The organism is Variovorax sp. 3319, from assembly GCF_031456585.1.
GTDB lineage: Bacteria > Pseudomonadota > Gammaproteobacteria > Burkholderiales > Burkholderiaceae_C > Variovorax > Variovorax paradoxus_P.
The window spans coordinates 151,485-173,897 of record NZ_JAVDUZ010000003.1 but is presented as its reverse complement, the minus strand read 5'-3'; the positions used below and the strand labels follow the sequence as shown (position 1 = coordinate 173,897).

Sequence of the window (22,413 nt, the reverse complement as noted above, 5' to 3'; positions counted from 1 at the left end):
TCAGCGGATAGAAAAACCGGTCGTCACGCTGCGCTCAGTATTCAGGTGCAGCACCCGCCCCTGGGCGTCGAACAGCAGCCAGCCGTCGCCAACGGCGCGCATGCTTGGCTCGGTACCGGCGGGCCATGTCATCGATGCGGCCATGCGGCCTCCACGCATGTTGAACCATTGCACGGTGGTGTTCCCGGACAAGACGCGCACCATCACCAGCCAGTCGCGATCGCACCAGAAGACCAGCGCCGCGCCCTTCGGCGCGTCCTGGTAGTCGGCCAGACGAATTTCACCTTCCGTGCCGTGCATCACCCGCCATCTAAAACAAAGGGCGCCGTCGCCACTGAGCTCGCCTAGGAGGCGGAACGCGCCCAACTGCGGGTGAAGCATGTGCCTGGAAATCGGAACTGCAGAGAAGTCCATCGCCTCGCGGCTCTGCAGACGGCGTGGCTGACGCTGATAGCGCCAGAGGCTAGGGCCCAGCACATGGTCATGCACCACAAACTGCTCCAGTTGACGCGTGGCCGTGAGTTCGACCACCTCCCCCGGCAGGTCGGCCACCTGCCAGAGTACATCCCGCAGCGAGCGGCCCGTGTCCAGCACCTGAATTCGATTGCCGCGCGCCACGGTCCAGCCGATCCCGTCGAATTCGCTCGCGAAATGCGCGATGGCGGACAGACCCAGGTCATGGACCTGGCGCTGCACCAGGTCGAGCCGGCTCACGCGCCAAAGGCCGTCGCGTTGTGCCAGCGCCAGTGCGACCTGTCCGCTATGGGCTGGTACCAGCCGATATGCCGGCACCGCGAAGCGGGCCAGCACACGGCCTGTGCCGTCGGTCATGACCGCACCGGCCTCGCCGAGTGCCAGCAGATAGCGGTCGTCGTCGAGCAACGCCGCGTCGTGCACGACATGCGCGCCGGCTGAAGGCGCGTCCAGTGACAACACGTTGGAACGCGCGGTGAGCAATCGGGGCTCGAAACCGGGCATCTCGCCGCCGGGCATGTCGGCGCGCAGCATCTGGTCGCCATGGATGCGCAACAGCGACTGGAAAGAGCGCTTGTCCATGCGCCCGTGGCCGCCTGCGTGATCGGAAATCAGCGCGGGCGCCAGCACGGCCACCAAACCGCGCGAGGTAGCGTTGTGGTCGGCCACGGCCAGCAGTTCGCTGGCGAGCGCGGCGCGTTCGCGGTGCAGGAGCGGGGCATCGCGAAGGTCCCGCAGGCGCTCTGCGCAGGCATCCAGCGTGTCAGGCAGCAACAGTGCGCGCTGCACCAGCGCGCGCGCCGCAAGCCGGCCATCAGCGGCCTCGGCCGCCAGGAGCCACGTCATCGCCTGTTCACGCGCCGCGGCCACGGGCCAGACGGCATCCACCGCCTGCAGCCACTCGCCGCGCTGTGCCAGCGACTGGCCCCATTCCTCGCGCATGCGGTTCGCCATCTCGGGCCACTTGGCTTGCAGTTGCATCACCGTGCTGGCAAAGGCGTTGTCGCGGCGCGCGACTGCGATGGCGCGCCGCCAGTCGCCGGCTAGGCACAGGAGGCGCACGATGACTTCGGGGGGGCGGTCCCAGCCGAGCGCGAGTTCGGCGGCCTGCGCGAAGCGCTGGTGCTTCTCCAGGTAGTCAAGCGCCTCCTGATGCGACTGAAGCAACTCAGCCAGCACAAACACCGCCTCGTCGATGCGGCCATCCCGGTCCAGCTTCTCGAAGCTCTTGCGGTAGAGCTGTCGCAGATGGTCCTGGAAGTTGTCGTCGAGGTAGATGCTCGAACGCGACCCAGTCGATCCGTTGAGCGACAGGCTCTCGCGTCGGCCGGGCGTACCGAAGGCCTGGCCTGCATCGTGGGCATCGCCGCCCAGAGGAATCGCGTGGCGCAAGGCCTCCATGAGATCACCGTCGTCGAACATCTTGAGCATGCGCCGCATGTAAGCGGCCTGCTGGCGGCCCAGTAGCTTCGAGACTTGTGACGCGATGGCCATGCGCGCGAGCCAATCGCGCCAGCGCGAACGCAGCGGCCTTGCATTGCCGCGCGGCTTCAGCGAAGACGCCGGCGGCGATGGCGTTGGATCGGTACGCGCCGGCGCAGGCTTGGCCGCACGCACAGGGCGGCGGCCCGTTCCTTGACGCGCTCGGTGCGCTTGCACGCGGGTCATTGCCCAGATCACCAAGGCCACGATCAGCAGCGTGATGATCGCGATGCGGATCGACGATGCGTCGAGTTGCGTGGGAGGTTCGTGACCCGGGGCGCTCGGCTTCGCCGGGTCCAGCGGGGACGGCGCCCGGTTTTCGCCGGAAAGAACGAGCCACAGCAGAACTAGCGCGCCCAGCGCCCAGCCCCACCACTTGTAGCCGCTGCCCGGACTCCCGCCTCGACGCCCCCCCGGCGCCTTGGGTGCCATGATGCTGCGGCGGGCCTCCATGGTGCGTGCGCGCTCGGCCACGGCCTTGAGGAATTCCAACTGCTCGTCGCTGGCCGGCGCAATTGCGTCGCCCAGAACGTCGCGCACCGAGCGCCCATCCGTGTCGAGCACCACCGGTTCGGGCAGGGTCTCGCGGCAATCGAAGGTGTCAAGCAGGGCTGGACCGGTGTCAAGCCACATCGAAACGTCAAAGGGTTCGGCCTGCGAGAGCTGCAGCGAGAGAACCTCGCCGCCCTGCACCAGCCACACGTCGGCCATCGGCAGTGCGCCGCGCTCGGACAGCGCAAGCTCGGCCGAGCACAGCGCGCCCCCTTCGCGCCGAAGCGGCCAGCCGGCAAGCCGGTCGCAATCGAGCGAGACCGGCGCAGTGAACCGCAGCAGGTCACCCTGGGCGAATCGGAACAGCCGCGCGCCCGCGCGCCAGGCTTCGACGATGCGCCGCGCGCGATGAGGCTCGGCCAGCCATTCGGAAGAAAACCACAGCCCGGCCACGAGCTGCCGCCCCTTCAGCACCGGGTGGCGAACCTCGGCCGCGGGCATGCGCATGCGTTTGCGTTCAGGCAATTGCATCGTCCGCTCCTTCGCCATGCAGCACGGCGCGCAATGCACGCTCGGGCACCATATAGAAGATGACTTTCTTGTGGACGGTAAGCATCACGGCCAACCCGCTGTTCGGGGAGACGCTGATCTTCTCGATGCGCTCGGGCGCGGTATAGACCACTTCGGGTCGCTCGTCCTTCGCGTGCAGCACCAGCGCGGTCCGGTCGGGCGACAGGCTCAGCATCGCAAAGCGGGTGTTCTTCGCGTCATGAACCAGGGCGATGCCCCGGTGAATGCTGAGTTCGAAAGTCGTCCACACCTTCGAGGGCTCGATGTGCCGCATGCCGGCACTGGCAGCCTGTGGCATCGGCTCGTAGATGCGCCAGGTTTCGTTCCCGCTGGTAACGGTGGCGATGCGAACCGCGCAGCCGCCGATCCCGCGCTTCCACTGCGTACCTCCGCCAAAGAACACGACGGTATCCTCCGCCCGCGCGCATACCGTGAGCACGGTCGAAGGCGAGACTTCCAGGCCCAACCGGCACAGCACCAGGAGGTTCGAGCGGATCACTGCATAGACCAGCGCGGTGTCAGACCACTGGAGCATGCCCATCACTTGCCTGTCGATCAGCTTTGGCGGCTTGGGCTCCAGGGACGGCGCGTCGATTCTCGACGCCTCCCAGGCCACGAGCCGTTTGTCCCTGTCGAGCACGCATACGCACTGCTTCTGCGCGTTGTGCAGCCAGGCCGAGGCCAGCCACACGCCAAGCCCGGGCGGTGCGCGGAACACATCCACCTCGGGCGCGACGAAGCTGCCCAACCCCTGGACCTGCCAGAAATACATCGAGCGCTCGAAGCCCAGCAAAGCACCCAAACGCTTGCCTGCGAACATGGCCGTCAGGGGCTCCAGCCGGTCGCCCCACCGCTGGTACCTGGGCTTGCCGGGTTTGCGTTGCGCAAGGCTGGCGACGGGAAATACCACTACGCCCGGCTCGTCGAGCAACTGCACCGCGACGTGTGAACCGTGCGGGGAAATCAAGGGCGGCCGCTGCAACGAAATGCGGCCACGGTGACGTTGGTGCACTGCGGCCGGCGCCACCGAGGTGAACTCACCCTTGAGCAGCGGCACCGCCGTCTTCACCGACGGCAGCGGCAGCGCGGCATGACGCAGTCCGGCGCGCCCGCTCAGAGCCACTTCGAGCACATCGCCCTGCACGGCTCGGCACAGGCGGATGCGATGGCTAGTCCAGCGCTCGGCCAGGGGCTGCTGCGCCGGTGCGGCGCTGATCAGCCAGCTTTCGCCGGGCGGGTGCGGCAATTCGGCAAGGGCCGCTTGCCATGCACCGGCGTGCTCTAGGTCACCAACCACATAGCTGCGGCTCTTCATCAGGAGCTTGAGCTGGCGAACCTCGTGCGCATCGTGCAGCTTGCCGGGTACCTGCAGCAGGCCCCACTGGAGCGCACCGCCGGTCTGCGCGGCGCGGCGCGCCAGCAGGATCCAGAGTGCGAGTTGCCCGAGGCGCGGCGCACCAAGCTGCAGCGGGCCGGCGTCGAAGATCGCAACGATGCCTTTTTCAGCCTCGCGGGCGCGCGGGCGCGGCGCCAGGAAAAGATGCTCGCTCGAAGCCGCGCGACGCAGGAACTCGTCGGGAAGTTCGTCGGCCAGCAGCCATTCGGTGGACAGCAGGCGCTCGTAGCGTCCGCGCCGACGCAGGTCGTCAAGACCGTCGGGCTCGGGCTGTCCGCCGCGCACCTCGCCCTGAAATGTGCCCAGAAGCGGCTGCAAACGCTGGATCAGCGCGCCGAGTTCGGCCGCAAACTCGGCGCCGAACCATTCGAGCCATGGGTGCCAGGGTTTGAGCGCCTCGGGCAGTTCGGTGGCCGCGGCGCTCACGCTCTGCTACCTTGCCAGTTCGCCGAAATTCGCGCGAGAAGCGGCTGCGACAGTGGCAGCAGCCGGTCCAGCGGCAGCACGGCCTCAGGCCGGGGCCACAACAACAACGGCTGGCGCCCCTGGTGCTGGCGCTCCAGGCTGCGTGCGATCAAATCCGCGGGCAAGTCGGGCTCTTCAATCGTCGGCAGCCAGAGACCGGGCGTTTCGGTGCAGGGACCGGCATAGGCGATGCCGTCGACCCACGGGAGAGCGGCCCCCTCGCCCACCACGATCAGCAGGTCGCGGCTGGCTGTGACGGAAAGCCCCACTTGCTGCTCGGGCTCGAACTGCAGCAGCCGTGCGTGCAGCACGCGTGCCGCAGCCCCCCAGGCAACAGCCGCCTGCGCGGGCAGCGCCTCGGCGCGCGCACGCCAGCGCCAGGCGAACGAGCTCGCCTGGCTCATCATGCGGAAGCGGGAGCAGAAACAGACGCAGAAACAACGGACGCGAGGCGTTCGACGAGTTGCCCACGCAGATCGGCCAATGCCTCTGGCAATTGCTCGCTGTTGAAGTTGGCGTCGATCTCGCGCAGCACGCTCTCCGTCTGCGTGCGCGCAGCGGCGGGTTCACCCTCCAGGCAAGCGCGCGCCGACTCGGCCAGCCGCGCGGCGCGCGACAGCGGCTGTAGCGTGGCCTCTTCCACCGCGCTCAGCAGGTGCGGGTGATTGGCGTTGGCGAAAGCGTCGCGCAGCACGTCTCGCGCGCTTTGCTGCGCCTCCTGCGTGGGGAGCACATACAGCAGCGGCCAGAGATCAGCCTCGGTGGTATGGAGGCGGCCGGCCAACACGGCTGCGGCGGCCAGCAGGCGCTGCGACTTCACGATACGGCGATCCGACAGCTGCACGCCGGATTGGCGCAGCTTGCGGATCGCGTTGGCCAGTGCCGGCTGCACGCCGCTCAAGTCGACCTGCTTGAGTTGCTGACACAGGGTGTCCAGGTCCGCCATCGCGTTGCCCATGCCGGAGGGCGAGTGGTCGGAGCGCCAGCCGCCGCTGAGCATGGCTTCGAGCTGATGGTCGGGCAAGGCCTCGACGAAAACATGCAGCAGAAAACGGTCGCCGAAAGCCGCGAGCCCTTCGTCGTCGGGCAGTGCATTCGCCGCGCCCACGCACACACGCAGCGGGCAGTGCAACTGTGTGTGGCCGCGCCGGAATCGCCGTTCGTTGAGCACGCCGAGCAGCGTGTTCAGGATTGCGGTGGAGCCCAAGAAGACCTCGTCCAGAAATGCCACGTCTGCCTCGGGCAGCATGCCAGTTACATCGGTCTCGACGGTGCCCGCGCGCAGCTTGTTGAGATCGACCGGGCCGAACAGCTCCGAAGGCTCGGTGAAACGCCCGAGCAGGTACTCGAAATAGCGTCCGCCAAGACTCTGCGCCACTCGCCGCACCACCGCGCTCTTGGCCGTTCCGGGCGGACCAACCACCAGCAGGTGCTCCTGCGCCACGGCGGCCAGCACGATCAGTTCGGCCAGTTGCTCGCGGCCGATGAGCCCCGCAGTGGACGTACGGATCGCTTGGCGCACATGATCTGCGGAAGCCTGAAGGGAATGCCTGGTCATTGAAGAAGAGTTCTCCGCACGTAAAGATGCAGAGAGTGTGCCGCAGCATGGAGTCAACGCCGTGCCACAGCGCGCGGATTTTTTCTCAGTAACGGCGGGAGAGTGCGCCGATAGACACCCGCCTTCGTCCACCTGCACTCAGATCAGTGCGAAACGAGCATTCCACTGACCAGCAGCGCGGCAAACAACCCGCCTACCGCACGCCATGAGGCTGGCCGCACTTCGACCCAGCGGTACAGCACAAACGCGGCTGCTATCGAAAGACCGAAGGTAACCGCCATGCCGAGCGCATCGATCCACGCGGCATGCGGCCCAAGCTGCGCAACCGCTGCGTTCGTGGCCAGTAGCACCGGAAAGTGGATGAGAAACAGCGAATACGAGATGCGGCCGAGGCGCTGCAGCGGCATGGCCGCATTGGCGCGCCCTGCCAGCGAGAGCCAGCCCTGGCGCTGCGCAACGGCAATCAGCAGCGCGCTCACCAGCGCAATGGCAATGCGGCTGCGCCAGTCGATGGCAAGCGCGCCCGCGCCGGTCAGCGCCAGCATTGCAATGGCGCTTTGCCAGGTGCTGGCGCGCGTGGCGCGTCCGATCCAGAAAGCCAGCATGCCGAGCCCGTAGGCGCCGAAAAAATAGAACGCCGTGTCGTCGAGCTCTGCATTGCGGTTGAAGAGCACCAGCGAGGCTGCCGCCAGCCCGAGCACAAGTGCCACGGGAATCCAGCGTTCGCGCGAGGCTGCAGCCACCGCCGCCCCGCCCCGCCGCAGCAGGGCCGGCATTCCCACAAGCGTGAGCGCGAGCACGAAGAGTTGAAAATCGATGGCCACATACCAGACGCCGGTAGAGAGCGAGTCGTAGCCCAGCAGGTCCTGCATCAGCAGTCCGTGCGCCAGCAACTGGCCGATGCTCGGCGAAGCCGGCACGTCGTCACCGCTCATCCACGGACGCACGATTGCAGCCACCAGCACGCACACGGTGAGCGCAGCCAGGTAAGGCATGACCAGCCGGCCATAGCGCTGCAAGATGCGCGCAACCGGCCTGTCGACCCGCAGCACGCCATCTGGCGCCAGGCTGGAAGCCGCCAGAAAGCCCGCAATCACGAGGAACACCTGCACGGCAAGCCGGCCGTCGTCGGCCAGCCACCCCACGAAACCAGGCGCCAGTGCAAAGGCCCCCACCGGCATCGCGCCATAGCGGCACAGGTGATGCCCCACGATCACCGCGCAAGCCATGCCCTTGGCAATATCGAGCAATGGCATTCGCCCGCGCTGCGCAAGCGCAGGGGCGAGTGCCGGTTTGTCCGCGCCGTTCAAAGTGCGAGTCGCTGCCTTGCCTCTTGGTATTCGCGCTTGAGCTTTTCGATGAAGGCCGCGGCGCTGGCCACTTCGGTGACGGCGCCGATGCCCTGGCCCGAGCCCCAGATGTCTTTCCAGGCCTTGGCCTTGCTGCCTTCGCCGGCAGCAAAGTTCATGGTCTTCACGTCGCCCTCTGGCAAGTTGGCCGGGTCCATGCCGGCCTTGACGATGCTGGGCGCGAGGTAGTTGCCGTGCACGCCGGTAAAGAGGTTCGAATACACGATGTCGTCAGAGGTGCCGTCGACAATGGCCTGCTTGTATTCATCGCTGGCGCGCGCTTCTTCGGTGGCGATGAATGCGGTGCCGATGTAAGCAAAGTCGGCGCCCATGGCCTGCGCCGCGAGCACCGCGCCGCCGGTGGCAATGGAGCCCGACAGCGCAATGGGGCCGTCGAACCACTGGCGGATTTCCTGCACCAGCGCGAACGGGCTCTTCACGCCCGCGTGGCCGCCGGCACCGGCCGCCACGGCAATGATGCCGTCGGCGCCCTTCTCGATGGCCTTCTGCGCGAACTTGTTGTTGATGATGTCGTGCAGCGTGACGCCGCCGTAGCTGTGCACCGCGTCGTTCACATCGGTGCGCGCGCCCAGCGAGGTAATGACGATCGGCACCTTGTACTTCACGACCATTTCCATGTCGTGCTCGAGCCGGTCGTTGCTCTTGTGAACGATCTGGTTGATGGCGAAGGGTGCTGCGGGCTTGTCGGGGTTGGCCTTGTTATAGGCCGCGAGTTCTTCGGTGATCTCGGCCAGCCAGTCCTCGAGCTGGGCGGCGGGGCGGGCATTCAGAGCCGGCATCGCGCCGACCACGCCAGCCTTGCATTGCGCGATCACGAGCTTGGGATTGCTGATGATGAACAGCGGCGAGCCGATGATGGGCAGCGGCAGGTTGGCGAGCACGGGGGGCAGCTTGGACATGTCGTCTCCGGGATAAGGTTTCGGTTTTATATAAGAGGAAGGCCGCATCGCCCGTCAGGTGGGCGACACGGGGCCCGGAGCTTCAGAAAGCGTCGATCGCCAGTGCCGTCACGCTTTCTGCGCCGTTGACGATGCTGTCGCGGATGCCCGGCACCTTGTTGAGAATGTGCTCTGCGTAGAAGCGCGCAGTGACGATCTTGGCTTGCATGAAGTCGACGTCGACGCTGCGGGAGGCAAGCTCCTGGGCAATGATGAGCGAGCGTGCCAGCTGCCAGCCGGCCACCAGGTTGCCTGCCAGCATCAGGTAGGGCACGCTGCCCGCGAACACCGCATTGGGCGATGCCTTGGTCTGGCCCGCGACGAAGTCGACCACCTCGATGAATGCCTCGCGTGCGGCCTTCAGGCGCTTGTGCACGGCAGCGGCAGCCGCGCTTTCGCTTTTGCCCAGCTCGGCTTCGGTCTTCTCGATTTGCGCCGCAATGGCCTTGGCCGTCTGGCCGCCGTCGCGCGCGGTCTTGCGGCCCACAAGGTCGTTGGCCTGGATGGCGGTGGTGCCTTCGTAGATGGTCAGGATCTTGGCGTCGCGGTAGTACTGCGCCGCACCTGTCTCTTCGATGAAGCCCATGCCGCCGTGCACCTGCACGCCGAGCGAGGTCACTTCGAGGCTCATCTCGGTGCTGTAGCCCTTCACCAGCGGCACCATGAATTCGTAGAACGCCTGGTTCTGCTTGCGGGCTTCCGCATCGGGGTGGTGGTGCGCCGCGTCGTAGGCGGCGGCGGCCACGCTGGCCATGGCACGGCAGCCTTCGGTGCAGGCGCGCATCGTCATCAGCATGCGCTTGACGTCGGGGTGGTGAATGATGGGCGCGCTGGCGTTCATCGAGCCATCGACCGGCCGGCTCTGCACGCGGTCCTTCGCGTAGGCCACGGCATGCTGGTAGGCGCGCTCGGCAATGGCAATGCCCTGCATGCCCACGGCGTAGCGGGCCGAGTTCATCATGATGAACATGTACTCCAGGCCGCGGTTCTCCTGGCCGACGAGGTAGCCCACGGCGCCGCCATGGTCGCCGTACTGCAGCACGGCGGTAGGCGAGGCCTTGATGCCCATCTTGTGCTCGATGCTCACGCAGTGCACATCGTTGCGCTCACCGAGCGATCCGTCCTTGCCGACGATGAACTTGGGCACCACGAACAAGCTGATGCCCTTCACACCCTCGGGCGCGCCGGTAACGCGTGCAAGCACGAGGTGCACGATGTTCTCGGCCATGTCGTGCTCACCGTAGGTAATGAAGATCTTGGTGCCGAAGACCTTGTAGGTGCCGTCGGGCTGCGGCTCGGCGCGGCTGCGCACCAGGGCAAGATCGCTGCCGGCCTGCGGCTCGGTGAGGTTCATGGTGCCGGTCCATTGGCCGCTCACCAGCTTTTCGAGGTACACCGCCTTGAGCTCGTCGGAGCCGGCCGTGAGCAGCGCCTCGATGGCGCCGTCGCTCAGCAACGGGCACAACGCAAAGCTCATGTTGGCCGAGTTGAGCATCTCGCCGCAGGCCGCGCCGATGGTCTTGGGCAGGCCTTGGCCGCCGAAGTCCGCCGGATGCTGCAGGCCCTGCCAGCCGCCCGACACGTACTGCGCAAAGGCTTCCTTGAAGCCCGGCGTCGTGGTCACCTCTCCGCCCTTGAACGACGAGGGGTTGCGGTCGCCCTCCACGTTCAGGGGCGCGACCACGTCCTGGTTGAAGCGCGCGCATTCCTCGAGCACGGCTTGCGCGGTTTCGAGGCCTGCGTCTTCAAAGCCGGGCAGCTTGGCGATCTCGCCGATGTTGGCCAGGTGCTCGATGTCGAACAGCATGTCCTTGAGGGGGGCGGTGTAGCTCATCTCTTGTCTCCAGATACAGCGGATACGAAAAGGGCATCGCGAACGATGCCCTCCGGCTCAGTGCGGCGTTGCGATCAGAGCGCTTTCACCAGTTCCGGCACAGCCGTGAACAGGTCGGCCACAAGGCCGTAGTCGGCCACCGAGAAGATCGGTGCTTCCTCGTCCTTGTTGATCGCGACGATCACCTTGGAGTCCTTCATGCCGGCCAAATGCTGGATGGCGCCCGAGATGCCGGCTGCGATGTAAAGCTGCGGCGCAACGATCTTGCCGGTCTGGCCCACTTGCCAGTCGTTGGGTGCGTAGCCTGCGTCCACTGCGGCGCGGCTGGCGCCCAGGCCGGCGTTGAGCTTGTCCGCCAGCGGCGTCATCACTTCGGTGAACTTCTCGGCGCTGCCGAGGGCACGGCCGCCCGAGACGATGATCTTGGCGGCGGTGAGTTCGGGACGGTCGCTCTTGGTGACTTCGCGGCCCACGAAGCTCGACTTGCCGCTGTCGGCCACGCCTTCGGCGGTTTCAACGGCTGCGCTGCCGCCGGTGGCGGCTGCGGCGTCGAAGCCGGTGGTGCGAACCGTGATCACCTTGGTGGCGTCGCTGCTCTGCACGGTGGCAATGGCGTTGCCGGCGTAGATCGGGCGCTCGAAGGTGTCGGGGCTGTCGACCTTGGTGATGTCGGAGATTTGCGCCACGTCGAGCTTGGCGGCCACGCGCGGGGCAACGTTCTTGCCGTTGGCAGTCGAGGGGAACAGGATGTGGCTGTAGTTGCCGGCAATGGCCAGCACCTGGGCAGCCACGTTCTCCGCCAGGTTCTCGGCGAGCGAGGGGCTGTCGGCCACGATGACCTTGGTCACGCCGGCGATCTGCGCGGCGGCCTTGCCGGCTTCAGCGGCATTGGCACCGGCAACGAGCACGTGCACGTCGCCGCCGCAGGCAAGCGCCGCGGTCACGGTGTTGAGGGTCGCGGGCTTGACGGTCGCGTGGTCGTGTTCGGCAATAACAAGTGCGGTCATGTTCAGATCACCTTCGCTTCGTTCTTCAGTTTGTCCACCAGCGTTGCAACATCGGGCACCTTGATGCCGGCGCCGCGCTTGGGCGGCTCGCTGACCTTGAGGGTCTTCAGGCGCGGCTTGACGTCCACGCCCAGGTCTTCGGGCTTGAAGGTGTCGAGCTGCTTCTTCTTGGCCTTCATGATGTTGGGCAAGGTGACGTAGCGCGGCTCGTTCAGGCGCAGGTCGGTCGTGATCACGGCCGGCAGGCTGAGCTGGATGGTTTCCAGGCCGCCGTCGACTTCGCGCGTGACGGTGGCCTTGCCGTCCGCCACTTCGACCTTCGAGGCGAAGGTGGCTTGCGGCAGGTCGGTCAGGGCGGCGAGCATCTGGCCGGTCTGGTTGGCGTCGTCGTCGATGGCCTGCTTGCCCAGGATGATGAGCTGGGGCTGCTCCTTCTCGACCAGCGCCTTGAGCAGCTTGGCAACGGCCAGGGGCTGGAGCTCTTCGGTGGTCTCGACCAGGATGCCGCGGTCGGCGCCGATGGCCATGGCGGTGCGCAGGGTTTCCTGGCACTTGGCATCGCCGCAGGACACGGCGATGACTTCGGTCACAACGCCCTTCTCTTTCAGGCGAACGGCTTCTTCAACGGCGATCTCGTCGAAGGGGTTCATGCTCATCTTGACGTTGGCAATGTCCACCCCGGTGCCGTCGCTCTTCACGCGCACCTTGACGTTGTAATCGACGACCCGTTTGACAGGCACTAGAACCTTCATTGACTTGACTCCATTGGATTGCAAAAAGGGGGCTTCGAGGGCAACCGGTCATTCTAGAGTCCGACCTTTGCCGCCTCTGCTTTCATGGCGATTGGCACTGCGGGTTACAAAAAAGAACGGTCGTGCTTTTTCGTGATTATACGGCAGCGTCCGGGGTACCCGAAACGCCCGGCGGCAGCGACTCGACCCGCACCACGCGCTGTGGGTAGGGAATGTCGATGCCCGCGCCGCGCAGGCCCTCCAGGATGGCGATGTTGATGGCCGAGCGGACGTTGTCCTTGCCCTTGTCCGGGTCCGCCACCCAGAAGTTAAGGACAAACTCGAGCCCGTCTGGCGCAAAGCTGGAGAGAAAGGTCACCGGCTCGGGGTCGGTCATGACGCGCGGCTGCGCCTTTGCGGCCCCGCAAAGAATGGACTGGACCTGGGCCACGTTGCTGTCGTAGCCCACCACGATGCTGGTCGTGATGTTGAACTTGCGGTCCGCCATCGACAGGTTTTCGACACGGCTCGTAATGAGCGACTCGTTCGGCACGATGGCCTCGCGCCCGTTGCCGGCACGGATGAGCGTGTAGCGGGTCTTGATGTCGGTGATGCGGCCTTCGAAGGTATCGACCTTGACGTTGTCGCCGATGCGGATGGAGCGCTCCAGCAGAATGACGAAGCCGCTCACGTAGTTGGCTGCCAGCTTCTGCAGGCCGAAGCCCAGGCCCACGCCCAGCGCGCCCCCAAGCACCGAGAGCGCAGTAAGGTCGACCCCCACCGCCGACAGCGCAAACAGCAGGCCCACCAGCAGCAGAATGGCGCGGATCGCGTTCGACGCCACCTTGCGCATCGAAAGATCGGTTACAGCCTCCAGCAGGATGCGCTTCTCGATGGTGGCGGCAATCCACAGCGCAATGACCAGCACCAGCCCGGCGGAGAGCGCGCCTTGCACGATGGTCTGCAGGCTGACGCGGGTCTTGCCGAACGACAGGGTGATGTTGTCGAGCTCGGCCAGTACCGGCGGCAGCAGCCCGACGATCCAGAGAATGGCGGCAATCCAGGCCAGCCAGGAGATCGTGCGCTCCAGCAGCCGCACCAGGTTGGAGGCGGGAAAAACCGCCCTCATCACCCGGGCGAACAGGCGGATGACCAGGAGCGACAGGAACACCGATACCGCGATGCGCAGCACCAGCACTGGCTGGAAGCCGGTCACGAGGCGGCGGGCGAGCTCGGTGAAAACCAGCGCCAGCAAAGGAAACAGCACACCGTCGAAGGTGCGCTCGCCGAACCAGATCGAATCCTTGGGCTGGTCGCGCCCGAACCAGCGGCTTGCCATCCAGGCCAATACGACGCAAGCCACGAGCGCCGCCAGTTCGATGCCCAGGCCGCGCGCGTCGACCTGAAGCAGACGTTGTGTGAAATCGTTGAAGTTCATCTCTTGCAGAAACATGGCGCCGTATACGCGCCCGCGGCGTTACAGATCGGCCAGTACGCGGATATGCGCCTCGACGCTGCGCGCCAGCGCATCGAGGTTGTAGCCGCCTTCGAGCATCGAGACGATGCGCCCGCGCGAATGGCGCCTGGCCACGTCCTGGATGCGGCTCGTGATCCAGGCAAAGTCGTTCTCGGTGAGCCCGAGCTGGCCCAGGTCGTCCTCGCGATGGGCGTCGAAGCCCGCGCTGACAAAGATCATTTCGGGCCCGAACTCTTCGAGCCGGGGAATCCAGGCGGCCTCGATCAGTTCACGCACATCCATGCCCTTGGTATAGGCCGGGATGGGCAGGTTCAGCATGTTCGACGCCGGATGGTCGGTGCCGCTGTACGGATAGAACGGATGCTGGAAAAAGCCCACCATCAGCACCCGCGGATCATTCGAAAGTATGTTCTCGGTGCCATTGCCGTGGTGCACGTCGAAATCGACAACCGCCACGCGCTCTAGGCCATGCACCTCGAGCGCATGCCGCGCTGCAATCGCCACGTTGTTGAGAAAGCAAAAGCCCATGGCTTGTTCACGGCAGGCGTGATGCCCTGGCGGCCTGACCGAGCAGAAGGCGTTGTCGACCTCGCCGCCGATCACCGCGTCGGTGGCGGCAATGGCCGCACCGGCTGCCCGGCGTGCGGCCAGCAGCGTGTAGCGGTTCAGGATGGTGTCGGGATCGAGCATCGCATGGGCGGGCCCGCCCGCCGGCTCGTCGGCCACCAGTCGCTGGTGGAGCTCTTCGAGGTATTCGAGGTGCGCCTCGCTGTGCGCCCGAGTGATCTGCGCAAGGGTTGCCAATGGCACTGCCCGGTGTTCGAGGGCGTCGCCCACGCCGGTCAGCAGCAGCCTGTCTTCGATGGCGTCCAGCCGCTCGGGGCATTCGGGGTGGCCCCGGCCCATGTCGTGCTTCCAGCAATCGCGATGTGTGAAGTAGCCGGTCTTGCCCATCTCTTTGCCGTGTCTCTGTCGTATCTAGACCTCACACAGCATGGGGCCGCGCGGTCTTACGGTATCGTTTGCATATGGATACAAATATGGACGTTGCTGCGAAGCTTGCCACTTTGCTGAATCAGCTTAACACGGTGATCGTCGGCAAAGAGGCGCAAGTGCGCGACTGCGTGGCCTGCCTGCTGGCGGGCGGGCACCTCTTGATCGAGGATGTGCCGGGGGTCGGCAAGACCACCCTCGCCCACGCGCTCTCGCACACCTTCGGCCTGCAGTTCTCGCGCGTGCAGTTCACGGCCGACCTGATGCCGGGCGACCTTTCGGGTGTGGCCATTTACGACCGGGGCCAGCAGGCCTTTGTTTTCCATCCCGGCCCGATATTCGCGCAGGTGCTGCTGGCGGACGAAATCAACCGTGCCAGCCCCAAGACCCAGAGCGCGCTGCTCGAGGCAATGGAAGAGAAGCAGGTCACCATCGAAGGCGAGACCCGGCCGCTGCCCACGCCGTTCTTCGTGATTGCCACGCAGAACCCGCAGGACCAGCTCGGCACCTTCGCATTGCCCGAATCGCAGCTCGACCGGTTCCTCATGCGCATTTCGCTGGGCTACCCCGACCGCGCGGCCGAGCGCGAACTGCTCGCGGGGGCCGACCGCCGCGAAATGCTGGCCACCCTGCCCGCGCTGCTCACCGCCGGCGAGCTGACGGCCCTGCAGCAGCGCGTGCAGCAGGTGCATGCGGCCGAGCCGCTTTTGAACTACGTGCAAGACCTGATCGCAGCCACGCGCTCCGGCCGGTGGTTTTTGCAGGGCCTTTCGCCGCGCGCCGGCATTGCCGTGCTGCGCGCCGCCAAAGCCCAGGCGCTGCTCGCCAACCGCAGCTACGTTGCACCCGATGACGTGCAATCGATCTTGCCGCAGACGATTGCGCACCGCCTCACACCCGTGGGCGACGCCGGCCGCGGCGCCGTGGAGCAGGTGCGCGCGATGATCGCGGACGTGCCGCTCCCATAACAATGAACCGTCTCGTTTGCCACCGATGATCGCGTCGCTACGCTCGCGCATCGACGGCTGGTTCCTGTCGCGCCGGCCGCCTTCGGACACGCTGGAGCTCACGCAGCGCAACGTCTACATCGTGCCCACGCGCGCGGGCTGGACGCTGGGCGCCACGCTGCTGGTGCTGCTGATTGCATCGATCAACTACCAGCTCAACCTGGGCTACCTGCTGACCTTTTTGCTCGCGGGCAGCGTGGCCGTGGGCATGCACGTCTGCCACGCCACGCTGCGCGGCCTCGCCATGCACCTGACGCCGCCCGATGCGCACTATGCGGGCGCCGCCGCAGTTTTTCGGGTGGTGCTGCACAACACGCGGCGCAGCGTGCGCTACGGCATCGGCATGGCGGTGCGCGGCAGCGGCCAATGGGCCTGGACCGACGTGCCGGCCGAAGGCACCTCCACCGTCGAGATCGCATTCAAGCCCGAGAGGCGCGGGCTTCATCCCGTGCCACCGCTCACCGCCGAAACCCGGTTTCCGCTGGGCACATTCCGCGTCTGGACGGTATGGCGGCCGGCCGCGCAGATGCTGGTCTACCCGACGCCGGAAGCGCATCCGCCGCCCTTGCCGCCTGGCGAGCCCCTATCGGGGCCGGCCGCAACATCGGCCGCCCTGCGCTCCCAGTCGGCCGGCGAATATGACGGGCTGCGGGCCTACCGGCGCGGCGACCCGCTCAAGCTGGTGGTCTGGAAAAAAGCGGCCAGGGCGCAAGCCACCGGGTCTGAAGAACTCGTGAGCCGCGACATGCAGCAGACCCAGCGCGAGGAACTGTGGCTCGACGCGCAGGCCACCAACCTGGCCGACACCGAGGCCCGTGCGTCGCGGCTGTGCGCATGGGTGCTGATGGCCGACCGCCTGGGCGTGGACTACGGCATTCGCATCGCCGGGCGTGTGGTGCAGCCCTCGCAGGGCGAAGCGCACCGCAGGGCCTGCCTGGAGGCCTTAGCACTATGCTGAACAAGTTCATGCGCGAAATCACGGCGCTGCCGAGGGATGCCCGGGACACGCTGTTCCTGCTTTCGGTCATTGCGCTGATCGTGCTGCCGCAGGCCGAGAACCTGCCGTGGTGGTGCACCGCCATTACCGCCATGGTTCTGGTGTGGCGCGGCACCCTCGCGATCGAAGCCCGCCCGCTCCCGAGCAAATGGTGGCGCGCCGGCCTGCTGGCGCTGGCGGTGGCTGCAACGTTTGCCACACATCGGACGCTGCTCGGGCGCGACCCGGGCGTGACCCTGGTGGTGATCTTGCTGGCGCTCAAGACGCTGGAGCTGCGCGCGCGACGGGACGCCTTCGTGCTGTTCTTCCTCGGCTTCTTCGCGATGCTGACGAACTTCTTCTACTCGCAGTCGCTGATGACGGCGTTCACCATGCTGCTCGCGCTGCTGGGCCTGCTGACTGCACTGGTCAATGCGCACATGCCGGTCGGCAAGCCGCCATTGATGCAGGCCGCGCGCACAGCGAGCTGGATGGCCCTGCTGGGCGCGCCGATCATGCTTGCGCTGTTCCTGCTGTTTCCGCGTTTCGCGCCGCTGTGGGGGACGCCGGGAGACGCCATGGCCGGCCGCACGGGCCTGTCGAACACCATGCGCGTGGGAACCATCGCCGAACTGGCCCTCAACGACAGCATTGCGGCGCGCATCAAGTTTGAAAACGACCGCGCGCCCCCGCAAAGCCAGATGTACTTTCGCGGCCCGGTGCTGACGCAGTTCGACGGGCGCGAGTGGACTGCGCTGCCGCCCTGGGCGCGCGGCGCGCAATCGTCGGCCAATCTGCGCACCAGCGGCGCTCCGTTTCGCTACGAGATCACGCTCGAGCCCAACCACCGGCCCTGGCTGCTCACCCTCGATGCCGCGCAAAACCCGCCCGACGCGCCGGGCTTCGAATTGATGGGCACACCAGACCTGCAATGGATTGCCAACCGGCCGGTCTCCGACCTTGTGCGCTACCGCGCCGAAAGCCATACGCAGTTTCTGAGCGGACCCACGCGGCAGACGGGCGCGCTGCGGCCTTACCTCGCACTGCCGCCTGGCCTGAACCCGCGCACCGCCGCACTCGCCGCCGAATTGCGCGCGCAGCCCGAGCTCGCCAACGCCGATACGGCCGCCTTCGTGCGGGCTGCGATGCAACGGCTGCGCACCGGCGGCTACACCTACACGCTGGAGCCTGGTGTCTACGGTGCCAATACGGCCGACGAGTTCTGGTTCGACCGCAAGCAAGGCTTCTGCGAGCACATCGCGTCGGCCTTCGTGGTGCTGATGCGCGGGCTGAGCATTCCGGCGCGCATCGTGACCGGCTACCAGGGCGGCGAACTCAACAGCGTCGACAACTACTGGGTGCTGCGCCAGAGCGATGCGCACGCATGGACCGAGGTATGGCAAGAAGACCTGGGCTGGGTTCGGGTCGACCCCACCTCTGCCGTGTCACCGGGCCGGGTTGGGCAGTTCCAGCGCCTTGCGCCCCAGCCGGGCCTCTTTGCCGGCGCCATCGGCGCAATGAGCCCCACACTCGCGCAAAACGTGCGCGCCGCCTGGGAGGCTGTGAACAACAGCTGGAACCAGTGGGTGCTCAACTACACCCAGAGCCGCCAGCTCAACCTGCTGAAGAGCATCGGTTTTGAAGCGCCGAGTCTCGAAGACCTGGCCTACGTGCTGCTCTACCTGCTGGTGGGTGCCAGCCTTGCCGGCGCGGCCTGGACTTTGTGGGAACGCAGCCAGCACGACCCCTGGCTGCGCCTGCTGGGCCAGGCACGCACGCGCCTTGCGAAAGCCGGGCTCAAGGTGCCCGAAACAGCACCGCCGCGCCAGATGGCCGACCAAGCGGAGGCGCGCTTCGGCCCCGCCGGGCAAGCGGTGCGCGACTGGCTGCTGAAGCTCGAAGCGCAGCGCTATGCCAAGGCCTCGCCTCAATCGCTGGCCGCCCTGCGCAGCGAGTTCCGCCGGCTGAATTGGCCGCGCTGAATCCCAGGCGCCGAACCGCGTGTATTGAGCTCGGCGGGAGCCTCCCGGCCGGGCGGCACAATCGCCCCATGCGATCTTTTCTTCCCGCGCCGTTTCGCGCCGTTTCTCTTGCCCTCCTCGCCGCCTGCTGCGCGTGGTCCCCGGGTGTGCAAGCCCAAAAGGCGCCCGGCGCCCGCAGCGTGAAAACCGTGAGCGGCAGCACACCCTATGTCACTCGCGAAGACGCCATGCGCTTTGCCGACGAGGTGGCCGAGCGCCGCGGCCTCGACCGCGAATGGGTGCGCGCCACCATCGGCAAAGCCCGTTTCCTGCCGAACGTGCCGCGCCTGATGCTGCCCGGACCCGTTGGCTCGGTAAAAAACTGGCAGGCGTATCGCAGCCGCTTCATCGACGCAACGCGCATCGCGGCGGGTGTGCGCTTCTGGCGCAACAACGCCGACACCCTCGCACGGGCCGAACAGGTGTACGGCGTGCCGCCCGAAATCATCGTGGGCATCGTGGGTGTAGAGACCATCTACGGCCGCAACATGGGCAACTTTCGCGTGATCGATGCGCTGGCCACGCTGTCGTTCGATTTTCCGCAGGCGCATCCGCGCGCGGCAGAGCGCGAAGCCTTCTTTCGCGGCGAACTCGAGAGCTTTCTGAGCACCGAAAGCCGCACGTCAGAGAACCCGCTGGTGCCCGTGGGCAGCTATGCCGGTGCCATGGGCATGCCGCAGTTCATGCCGAGCAGCATTGCCAAGTACGCGGTCGACTTCGACGGGGACAACCGCATCGACCTGGTCGACAACACGGCCGACGTGATCGGCTCCGTGGCCAGCTACTTCAAGGCCTTTGGCTGGAAACCCGGCATGCCGGCCGTCTACCCGGTGCATCTTGAAGAAGAACGCCTCAAGAAGGCGCTGCTCCTGGCACCTGACATCTTGCCGACGTTCAGCATCGACAGCTTCGTGGCTGCCGGTGCCGTGCCCGAAGGCGAAGGGCTTCGCCACAAAGGCCTTCTCGCGCTGATCGAACTGCAAAATGGCGCCGATGCACCGCCGACCTACGTGGCCGGCACGCGCAACTTCTACGTGATCACGCGCTACAACTGGAGCAGCTACTACGCAATGTCGGTGCTCGACCTTGGCCAGGAGGTCAAGGCCGCCATGGAGCAATGACCCCATGACACCCGAAGCGCTGCTGGCCAACTGGAACGCTGCCTGGCACGCCCTGGGCGTTGCCGATGCGGACGAAACACTGTGCATCGAATTGCAGCGCCGCTATAGCGAGCCGCAGCGCCACTATCACACCATGCAGCACCTGGGCGAATGCCTGGCGTGGTTCGAGCGCCAGAAACAACTGGCCGAGCGCCCCGGCGAGGTTGCGCTCGCGCTGTGGTTTCACGACGCCATCTACGATGTGCACGCGCACGACAACGAAGCCCATAGCGCCGATTGGGCACGCAGCGCAATGCTCGAGCGCAGCGCACCCGCCGAAGCGGCAGCGCGAGTGCATGCGCTGGTCATGGCCACCCGACACCACGCCGTGCCCCAGGGCCGGGATGCCGAACTGCTGATCGACATCGACCTCTCGATCCTCGGTGCCGACCGCGCGAGGTTCGACGAGTACGAACGGCAGGTGCATGCCGAATACGCCTTCGTGCCCGATGAGATCCGCCGGCCGCGCCGCTGCGCAATCTTGCAGCGCTTCATGGCGCGCGAGGCGATCTACACCACGCCGTCAATGCATGCGCTGCTCGAGGCGCAAGCGCGCGCCAACCTCGCCCGGTCTATTGCCGCTTCGGCTTGATGTGGCCGCCTGAAGGCGGCAACGCGATTCTTCAGGCCGGCACCAGCCGCCACCATTCGGAACGCGGCTTGTCGCCGTTGCGCTCTTCTTCCACCACGCCGATCAGCAAGCCGCTCCTTCCGGCGCCCACTGCCGAGAGCCGCAGTAGTTGCTGCGCATCGCGGCACAGCGCAAAGCTTGCATCGCCTTGCCATTCAAGGCAGCGGCCGACCTCTGCCAGCATCAACGCCGGCTGGCTCTGCATGAAGGTGAACGGCATCAGCACACCCCCGTCGAGCTGGGCCAGTGCCGCATGCGTCGCTCCCCACGCGCCGCGCGTGCTCGACACCCGCAGCCGCGCACCGGCCGGCAAAGCCGACTCGCCGGCCTCGTCGAGGCAGCGGCGCGCACCGTACATTGCAAGTTCGGTCCACAGGCCCACGCGCCGCGGCCGGCGCCCGAGCCGCTGCGCAAGCTGGTCGCGCCAATCCGGAGGCAGCGGATCGGCCGTGAAATGCGAGACGATGCGCCACGCCTCGCCCGGGGTAAATGCAGGCTTCATGCGGCGCAATCCTGCAGCACCAGCGAAGCGTGCCCGCCGCCGAACCCCACCACGTTGAGCAGCATGTTGCGCAGCCTGGCCGGAGCTTGGGTGCTCAATGCAATGCCAAGCTCATCGTCCATGGCATAGCCGACACCGGGCCACGCGCCGGCTTCGATGCAACCAACCAGCAAGGCGAGTTCGGCCGCTCCTGACGCGCCCAGCGTGTGCCCGATCAGCGACTTGAGCGACACCAGCGGCGGCAGCGCGTCGAAAACCTGCTTCAGCGCCTGCGCCTCGATAGCATCATTGACCGGGCTGCCTGCGGCCTGCACCTTGACCAGGTCGATGTCCCGCACGCCGAAACCGCTCTGCGCCAATGCTTCGTGGCACATGGCAATGACCGCGCTCGCTTCGGTGCCCGAAGGATTGCGCCCGTCGACCACGTTGGAGCCACCCGCGATCCGCCAGCGCCCAGGGCGCACGCTGAGGCGCAATGCGGCCACCGCCTCGCCGAGCACCAGTCCGTTGCGCCCGGCACCGAAGGGCTCGGCACTATCGGGCGACAACAACTGCATGGCGCCAAAGCCCGCCACCGTGAAGCGGTTGGCGAGTTCGGCGCCGATCACCAGTACCTCTTCGGCCTCTCCGCTTCGAACCAGGTCGCAGCCTGCGAGCACGGCATTGAGCGACGATGTGCACGCCGTCGAGATGGTGAACACAGGCCCCTGCCAATCGAGTGCAGCGGCCACAAGCCCGGCAAAGTCCTGGAGGTCGCCGCCCAGGCGCAGGTCTTGGGCCTCTTCTTCCATGTGGCCGATGTCCAGCGAAGACGATGCCACGAAGAGCGGGCATGAGCGCCCCGCTCCTTCGCCGGCCTGGGCGGCCACGCTGCGCGCAATGCGCCGCAGCCGTTCGATCCAGCTGCCGTGCTGCGGCGGCAACGTGTAGACGGGCCACTGCACGCCAGGCGAAACGCCCACCGGCGTGGGCCGCACGCCGCCGCGCGCAAGTGCGGCCACGGACGACGGAAGATCGTTGCCGAGCGCGCAGGCCAGGCCCATGCCTGCGACATACACGCCCTCAACGGTCATGCCTTGCCCGCTTGCGCCAGGTGATTCGCCAGGTGGGCGATGGATGTGAGCGCGCGGCGCGTTTCCTTGCTGTCGGGCATGCGCAAGCCAAAACGCTGCTGGATCGCCATGGACACCTGCAGGGCATCGAGCGAGTCGAGGTCGAGCCGCGCTTCAGGACCGAACAGCGGCTCGTCGTCGCCGAGGCCCCCTGGAGGCACCTCTTTTTCGACGGCCTCGAGCACCATGGCCTTCAGGCTGGCAATGAATTCGGCGG

Annotated in this window: 19 protein-coding genes; 5 read left to right on the top strand and 14 right to left on the bottom strand. The window is 66.5% G+C overall.

Annotated features, from left to right (window positions below):
• The 11 genes from J2X67_RS07990 to J2X67_RS07940 all read right to left on the bottom strand — a co-directional run bounded on the left by J2X67_RS07990 (position 1) and on the right by J2X67_RS07940 (position 14,748).
• Entirely contained in the window at positions 1–2,979 is a 2,979-nt protein-coding gene (locus tag J2X67_RS07990; protein ID WP_309952027.1) for a bpX6 domain-containing protein, read from the bottom strand.
• Positions 2,966–4,840, bottom strand: coding sequence for a hypothetical protein (locus J2X67_RS07985; protein WP_309952025.1), 1,875 nt, complete (start codon positions 4,838–4,840; stop codon positions 2,966–2,968). The genes J2X67_RS07990 and J2X67_RS07985 overlap by 14 nt, the downstream gene beginning before the upstream one ends.
• Positions 4,837–5,286 carry a hypothetical protein gene (locus J2X67_RS07980; protein WP_309952024.1) on the bottom strand — a complete coding sequence of 150 codons (450 nt, stop codon included), beginning with the start codon at positions 5,284–5,286 and terminating at the stop codon, positions 4,837–4,839. The genes J2X67_RS07985 and J2X67_RS07980 overlap by 4 nt, the downstream gene beginning before the upstream one ends.
• A complete protein-coding gene (locus J2X67_RS07975) occupies positions 5,283–6,437 on the bottom strand; it encodes an AAA family ATPase (RefSeq protein ID WP_309952022.1) in 1,155 nt (384 codons plus the stop codon). Before J2X67_RS07975 ends, J2X67_RS07980 begins: the two co-directional genes overlap by 4 nt.
• A 143-nt stretch (positions 6,438–6,580) precedes the next feature.
• Positions 6,581–7,693 carry an acyltransferase gene (locus J2X67_RS07970; protein ID WP_309952021.1) on the bottom strand — a complete coding sequence of 371 codons (1,113 nt, stop codon included), beginning with the start codon at positions 7,691–7,693 and terminating at the stop codon, positions 6,581–6,583.
• A 50-nt stretch (positions 7,694–7,743) separates the two neighbouring features.
• Positions 7,744–8,706 (bottom strand): nitronate monooxygenase family protein, encoded by a 963-nt coding sequence (locus J2X67_RS07965; RefSeq protein ID WP_309952019.1) that lies wholly within the window; start codon positions 8,704–8,706, stop codon positions 7,744–7,746.
• An 82-nt stretch (positions 8,707–8,788) separates the two neighbouring features.
• Positions 8,789–10,579: an acyl-CoA dehydrogenase gene (locus J2X67_RS07960; RefSeq protein ID WP_309952018.1), complete on the bottom strand. Its 1,791-nt coding sequence runs from the start codon at positions 10,577–10,579 to the stop codon at positions 8,789–8,791.
• 74 nt (positions 10,580–10,653) lie between these two features.
• Entirely contained in the window at positions 10,654–11,586 is a 933-nt protein-coding gene (locus tag J2X67_RS07955) for an electron transfer flavoprotein subunit alpha/FixB family protein (protein ID WP_309952017.1), read from the bottom strand.
• 2 nt (positions 11,587–11,588) lie between these two features.
• A complete protein-coding gene (locus J2X67_RS07950; RefSeq protein ID WP_126749040.1) occupies positions 11,589–12,338 on the bottom strand; it encodes an electron transfer flavoprotein subunit beta/FixA family protein in 750 nt (249 codons plus the stop codon).
• 136 nt (positions 12,339–12,474) lie between these two features.
• Positions 12,475–13,755, bottom strand: coding sequence for a mechanosensitive ion channel domain-containing protein (locus J2X67_RS07945; RefSeq protein WP_309952512.1), 1,281 nt, complete (start codon positions 13,753–13,755; stop codon positions 12,475–12,477).
• 39 nt (positions 13,756–13,794) lie between these two features.
• Positions 13,795–14,748: a histone deacetylase family protein gene (locus tag J2X67_RS07940; RefSeq protein ID WP_309952015.1), complete on the bottom strand. Its 954-nt coding sequence runs from the start codon at positions 14,746–14,748 to the stop codon at positions 13,795–13,797.
• 86 nt (positions 14,749–14,834) lie between these two features.
• Here J2X67_RS07940 and J2X67_RS07935 point away from each other — a divergent pair, with 86 nt between their 5' ends.
• The 5 genes from J2X67_RS07935 (at position 14,835) to J2X67_RS07915 (ending at position 20,543) form a co-directional block, all read left to right on the top strand.
• The gene (locus tag J2X67_RS07935) at positions 14,835–15,755 is read left to right on the top strand and encodes a MoxR family ATPase (RefSeq protein WP_157614631.1); all 921 of its coding nucleotides are present in this window, start codon (positions 14,835–14,837) and stop codon (positions 15,753–15,755) included.
• A gap of 25 nt (positions 15,756–15,780) precedes the next feature.
• Positions 15,781–16,752 carry a DUF58 domain-containing protein gene (locus tag J2X67_RS07930; RefSeq protein ID WP_309952013.1) on the top strand — a complete coding sequence of 324 codons (972 nt, stop codon included), beginning with the start codon at positions 15,781–15,783 and terminating at the stop codon, positions 16,750–16,752.
• On the top strand, positions 16,746–18,752 hold the full coding sequence (locus J2X67_RS07925) for a transglutaminaseTgpA domain-containing protein (RefSeq protein ID WP_409050473.1): 2,007 nt from the start codon (positions 16,746–16,748) through the stop codon (positions 18,750–18,752). Before J2X67_RS07930 ends, J2X67_RS07925 begins: the two co-directional genes overlap by 7 nt.
• A gap of 68 nt (positions 18,753–18,820) precedes the next feature.
• Positions 18,821–19,912, top strand: coding sequence for a lytic murein transglycosylase B (mltB, locus tag J2X67_RS07920; RefSeq protein ID WP_309952011.1), 1,092 nt, complete (start codon positions 18,821–18,823; stop codon positions 19,910–19,912).
• A gap of 4 nt (positions 19,913–19,916) precedes the next feature.
• Positions 19,917–20,543, top strand: coding sequence for an N-methyl-D-aspartate receptor NMDAR2C subunit (locus J2X67_RS07915; protein WP_309952010.1), 627 nt, complete (start codon positions 19,917–19,919; stop codon positions 20,541–20,543).
• A gap of 31 nt (positions 20,544–20,574) precedes the next feature.
• On the opposite strand, the gene J2X67_RS07910 is transcribed toward J2X67_RS07915, so the two are convergent.
• The 3 genes from J2X67_RS07910 to J2X67_RS07900 are packed head-to-tail and all read right to left on the bottom strand — an operon-like array spanning position 20,575 to position 22,384.
• Positions 20,575–21,084 (bottom strand): hypothetical protein, encoded by a 510-nt coding sequence (locus J2X67_RS07910; RefSeq protein WP_309952009.1) that lies wholly within the window; start codon positions 21,082–21,084, stop codon positions 20,575–20,577.
• Positions 21,081–22,157 (bottom strand): beta-ketoacyl synthase N-terminal-like domain-containing protein, encoded by a 1,077-nt coding sequence (locus J2X67_RS07905; RefSeq protein ID WP_309952007.1) that lies wholly within the window; start codon positions 22,155–22,157, stop codon positions 21,081–21,083. Before J2X67_RS07905 ends, J2X67_RS07910 begins: the two co-directional genes overlap by 4 nt.
• A complete protein-coding gene (locus J2X67_RS07900; protein WP_409050475.1) occupies positions 22,154–22,384 on the bottom strand; it encodes an acyl carrier protein in 231 nt (76 codons plus the stop codon). The genes J2X67_RS07905 and J2X67_RS07900 overlap by 4 nt, the downstream gene beginning before the upstream one ends.
• Positions 22,385–22,413 lie beyond the last annotated feature (29 nt).

Coding starts and splice junctions, on each gene's coding strand:
- J2X67_RS07915 (WP_309952010.1), top strand. CDS start 19,917: ATGACACCCGAAGCGCTGCTGGCCAACTGGAACGCTGCCTGGCACGCC.
- J2X67_RS07910 (WP_309952009.1), bottom strand. CDS start 21,084: ATGAAGCCTGCATTTACCCCGGGCGAGGCGTGGCGCATCGTCTCGCAT.
- J2X67_RS07925 (WP_409050473.1), top strand. CDS start 16,746: ATGCTGAACAAGTTCATGCGCGAAATCACGGCGCTGCCGAGGGATGCC.
- J2X67_RS07905 (WP_309952007.1), bottom strand. CDS start 22,157: ATGACCGTTGAGGGCGTGTATGTCGCAGGCATGGGCCTGGCCTGCGCG.
- J2X67_RS07930 (WP_309952013.1), top strand. CDS start 15,781: ATGATCGCGTCGCTACGCTCGCGCATCGACGGCTGGTTCCTGTCGCGC.
- J2X67_RS07990 (WP_309952027.1), bottom strand. CDS start 2,979: ATGCAATTGCCTGAACGCAAACGCATGCGCATGCCCGCGGCCGAGGTT.
- J2X67_RS07955 (WP_309952017.1), bottom strand. CDS start 11,586: ATGACCGCACTTGTTATTGCCGAACACGACCACGCGACCGTCAAGCCC.
- J2X67_RS07970 (WP_309952021.1), bottom strand. CDS start 7,693: ATGCCATTGCTCGATATTGCCAAGGGCATGGCTTGCGCGGTGATCGTG.
- J2X67_RS07950 (WP_126749040.1), bottom strand. CDS start 12,338: ATGAAGGTTCTAGTGCCTGTCAAACGGGTCGTCGATTACAACGTCAAG.
- J2X67_RS07960 (WP_309952018.1), bottom strand. CDS start 10,579: ATGAGCTACACCGCCCCCCTCAAGGACATGCTGTTCGACATCGAGCAC.
- J2X67_RS07940 (WP_309952015.1), bottom strand. CDS start 14,748: ATGGGCAAGACCGGCTACTTCACACATCGCGATTGCTGGAAGCACGAC.
- J2X67_RS07945 (WP_309952512.1), bottom strand. CDS start 13,755: ATGAACTTCAACGATTTCACACAACGTCTGCTTCAGGTCGACGCGCGC.
- mltB (WP_309952011.1), top strand. CDS start 18,821: ATGCGATCTTTTCTTCCCGCGCCGTTTCGCGCCGTTTCTCTTGCCCTC.
- J2X67_RS07975 (WP_309952022.1), bottom strand. CDS start 6,437: ATGACCAGGCATTCCCTTCAGGCTTCCGCAGATCATGTGCGCCAAGCG.
- J2X67_RS07935 (WP_157614631.1), top strand. CDS start 14,835: ATGGACGTTGCTGCGAAGCTTGCCACTTTGCTGAATCAGCTTAACACG.
- J2X67_RS07965 (WP_309952019.1), bottom strand. CDS start 8,706: ATGTCCAAGCTGCCCCCCGTGCTCGCCAACCTGCCGCTGCCCATCATC.
- J2X67_RS07900 (WP_409050475.1), bottom strand. CDS start 22,384: ATGGTGCTCGAGGCCGTCGAAAAAGAGGTGCCTCCAGGGGGCCTCGGC.
- J2X67_RS07980 (WP_309952024.1), bottom strand. CDS start 5,286: ATGATGAGCCAGGCGAGCTCGTTCGCCTGGCGCTGGCGTGCGCGCGCC.